4 protein-coding genes are annotated in these 3,310 nt (G+C 62.7%); all 4 read right to left on the reverse strand.

Annotated features, from left to right (window positions below; all coding sequences use genetic code 11):
- On the reverse strand, positions 1-1,457 hold a 1,457-nt coding region (gene pnp, locus RUU78_RS03405; protein WP_313913686.1), incomplete at its 3' end, for a polyribonucleotide nucleotidyltransferase.
- 352 nt (positions 1,458-1,809) lie between these two features.
- Positions 1,810-2,079, reverse strand: a complete 270-nt coding sequence (gene rpsO, locus RUU78_RS03410) for a 30S ribosomal protein S15 (RefSeq protein WP_156861855.1) — start codon at positions 2,077-2,079, stop codon at positions 1,810-1,812.
- Positions 2,080-2,400: 321 nt separating this feature from the next.
- Positions 2,401-2,979: a DUF6265 family protein gene (locus RUU78_RS03415; RefSeq protein ID WP_313913690.1), complete on the reverse strand. Its 579-nt coding sequence runs from the start codon at positions 2,977-2,979 to the stop codon at positions 2,401-2,403.
- 11 nt (positions 2,980-2,990) lie between these two features.
- On the reverse strand, positions 2,991-3,310 hold a 320-nt coding region (locus RUU78_RS03420), incomplete at its 5' end, for a prolyl oligopeptidase family serine peptidase (protein WP_313913692.1).

Here is a 3,310-nt window from a genome sequence, read left to right on the forward strand (position 1 = left end):
TCGTCACCGAGGATGTCGGTCAGCACGGCGAAGCGGTTGCCTTCCTTGATCAGGCCCATTGCGATGCCTGCAACCGGGGCCTTGAGCGGCACGCCAGCGTCCATCAGTGCCAGCGAGCCGCCACACACCGAGGCCATCGACGAGGAGCCGTTCGATTCAGTGATCTCCGAGACGACGCGCATCGAGTACGAGAAGTCCTTTTCGGGCGGCAGCACCGTCACCAGCGAGCGCTTGGCGAGGCGGCCGTGGCCGATTTCGCGGCGCTTCGGCGAGCCAACGCGGCCCGTTTCGCCAGTAGCGAACGGCGGCATGTTGTAGTGCAGCATGAAGCGATCGCGGTATTCGCCGCCCAGCGCGTCGATGATCTGCTCGTCCTGCTTGGTGCCGAGCGTCGCGACGACCAGCGCCTGCGTTTCGCCACGCGTGAACAGTGCCGACCCGTGCGTACGCGGCAGCACGCCGGTGCGGATCGAGATCGGCCGCACGGTGCGCGTGTCGCGGCCGTCGATGCGCGGCTCGCCGCGCAGGATCTGCTCGCGAACGGTCTTCGCCTCGAGGGCGAACAGCTCGTTCTTGATGTTGTTCTTGGTCAGCGTATCGGCGTCGGCCGGAATCAGCGCGGCCTCGGCGGCAGCGGAGACTTCCTTGAGCTTGGCGCTGCGCGCGCTCTTCGACTTGATCTTGTAGGCCTCATCGAAGCCCGGGCCGGCGATCTCGACGACCTTCGCGACCAGTGCCGGGTCTTTCGCAGGAGCCTGCCAGTCCCAGGCCGGCTTGCCGGCGACTTCGCCGAGCGCCATGATCATGTCGATCACCGGCTGCTGCTGGGCGTGGCCCCACCACACGGCGCCGAGCATCACGTCTTCGGGCAGCTCAGCGGCTTCCGATTCGACCATCATCACGGCGGTCTCGGTCGCGGCGACCACGAGATCCATCTCGGACGTCTTGAGTTCGGTCGCGGTCGGGTTCAGGATGTACTCGCCATTGGCGTAGCCGACGCGGGCGGCAGCGATCGGGGCGGCGAACGGCACGCCCGACAGGTACAGCGCGGCCGAGGCACCGATCATCGCAGGGATGTCCGGATCGATCTCCGGGTCCATCGACATCACGGTCGCGATGACCTGGATTTCGTTGTAGAAGCCATCCGGGAACAGCGGGCGGATCGGGCGATCAATCAGGCGCGCGGTCAGCGTCTCCTTCTCTGTCGGACGGCCTTCGCGCTTGAAGAAGCCACCGGGGATCTTGCCGGCGGCGTAGAACTTCTCCTGATAGTCCACGGTGAGCGGGAAGAAGTCCTGGCCTTCTTTCACGCTCGTCTTGGCGACGGCGGAGACGAGCACCACGGTGTCGCCATAACGGACGAGCACGGCGGCATCGGCCTGACGACCGATTTCGCCGGTCTCAAGCGTGAGGGTGTGTTTGCCATACTCGATGGACTTTTTGGTTGCGGTCAGCATCGGGCTGATCCTTTCTCTTTTGTCGTTGGGGAAACTGGGGGAGCAGGACGTCGCGCTACGCGCTAGGACGTCGGCCTGCTGCGCGGCCTAGGACGGCGCTCGCTGCGCGAGCTAGGACGCAAGGGCATGCAAGGCGCATTCTGCTATTCAAGAAGGTAACTTTCATTGCGGCCAGGACGAGATGGAAATAGGCGTCATCAGGTCCCGTCCTAGCAAGCGAAGCGAGCGTCGTCCTACGCCGCGCAGCGAGGCCGTCGTCTTAGGGCGAAGCCCGACGTCCTCCGCGGTGGCGAAACGAAAAAAGCCACCTGCGACAACGCAAGGTGGCTTTTCGATCAGGCAGCGGTGCAAATTACTTACGCAGACCGAGTTTTTCGATCAGCGCCTGATAGCGGGCGCGGTCGGTGTTGCGCAGATAGGCGAGCAGGCTGCGGCGCTGGTTCACCATTTTGAGCAGGCCGCGACGGCTGTGGTGATCCTTGGCGTGGGCCTTGAAGTGATCCGACAGGCCGTTGATGTTGGCGGTCAGCAGTGCAACTTGCACTTCCGTCGAACCGGTGTCGCCCTTGGAGCGGCCGTGGTCAGCGATGATTTTTGCGGTTTGTTCCGGCGTGAGTGCCATGAGGATTCCTGTTCTCTTTTAGCCGTCAATCAGAGAAGCGCTACCGGTATCGCTTTGCAGCGAAGCTTGGCAGGCACCCCGAGGGACGAATGATTTTTTCGAAGTAAGCCGATGATTGTAAACGGAAAACGCCTGCCAGTCGAGGACCTGTACACGCGCCTCGCAACAGACGGGCAGCGGCAGCTTTTTGCTGAATCGCCCATTCAATAAGGGCTTGAGCCCTGAAAACGCAAGACGTCGACTTTGCCTGCGTTGGCCGCTCAGCCCTGATGAAACGGCTATTTCGGCCAAAAGCCGTCGTGCCTCTCGAACTCCCTCGAACTACTTTGCGCCGCCCATCAACGTGGAACACTCGATCCGTTTGAATGAAAAGTCAACGCCACGGCGGTCTTCGCCGCGAATCAGGCGAAACGAGGCGCCAATCTCGTTGCCATTGCGGCGGTGGTAGATCAGCCGGGTGGTGGTGTCGCCCTCGGTGACGGCAAAGCTCACAAAACCGTCCTCGAACTTTTCCATTGCCATCGTGAATTCACGCCGGGCGCCGGGACGCAGCCAGGCCTTCACCGTGTTGCCTTCGTCGTAGAGACGCATCGCCTCCCAGCCGACGGACTTCTCCCGCAGTAGCGTCTGCGATACGCCCATCATGGTGCCTGCAGCTGGCGCCAGCCAGAGTTCGCGGACATTGGAGCCATCCACGTCCGACGTGCCCTGCCAGCAGCCCGCCATCCAGCCCAGTTTGTCGATGCTGCCCGGAACCGCTGCGCCTGCGACGGTGGGTGGCGGCTCCTTGCTGCCGGTCACGCCCGGCGGCAGGGTGATCTGCACGCCTTGTGCCGCTGCCAAGGCAGCGGAGCAAACAGCCAGCACAGCAGCCAGCGAATGACGGAGGGTGTAGCTCATGATTTTCGTTCTCACGGTTTGGCAGCCGTGGCCGCCGGTTTCGATGCGCCAGTCATGACAAGAATGAATTTGAGCCAGGTTTCGCGGTCTTCGACCTGCTGCGCGGTGGACTTGCCGCTGCCGTGGCCGGAGTCGTAGTCCATCTTGAGCAACACAGGATTCACCTGCCCCGGATTGTTCTGCGCCAGTGCGACAAACTTCTTCGCATGCAGCGGGTCAACGCGAGTATCGTTTTCGCCAGCGATCACCAGCGTGGTTGGCATGTTCACGCCAGCGCGAACGTTGTGATACGGCGAGTAACGCAGCAGCCACGCGAAATCAGCCGCCTTGT

The sequence above is a fragment of the Tahibacter sp. genome, assembly GCF_032229445.1.
Taxonomy (GTDB): Bacteria; Pseudomonadota; Gammaproteobacteria; order Xanthomonadales; family Rhodanobacteraceae; genus Tahibacter.

Excerpts from the sequence above, each read along its gene's own strand:
- rpsO (WP_156861855.1), bottom strand. The coding sequence starts at position 2,079 with ATGGCACTCACGCCGGAACAAACCGCAAAAATCATCGCTGACCACGGC.
- RUU78_RS03415 (WP_313913690.1), bottom strand. The coding sequence starts at position 2,979 with ATGAGCTACACCCTCCGTCATTCGCTGGCTGCTGTGCTGGCTGTTTGC.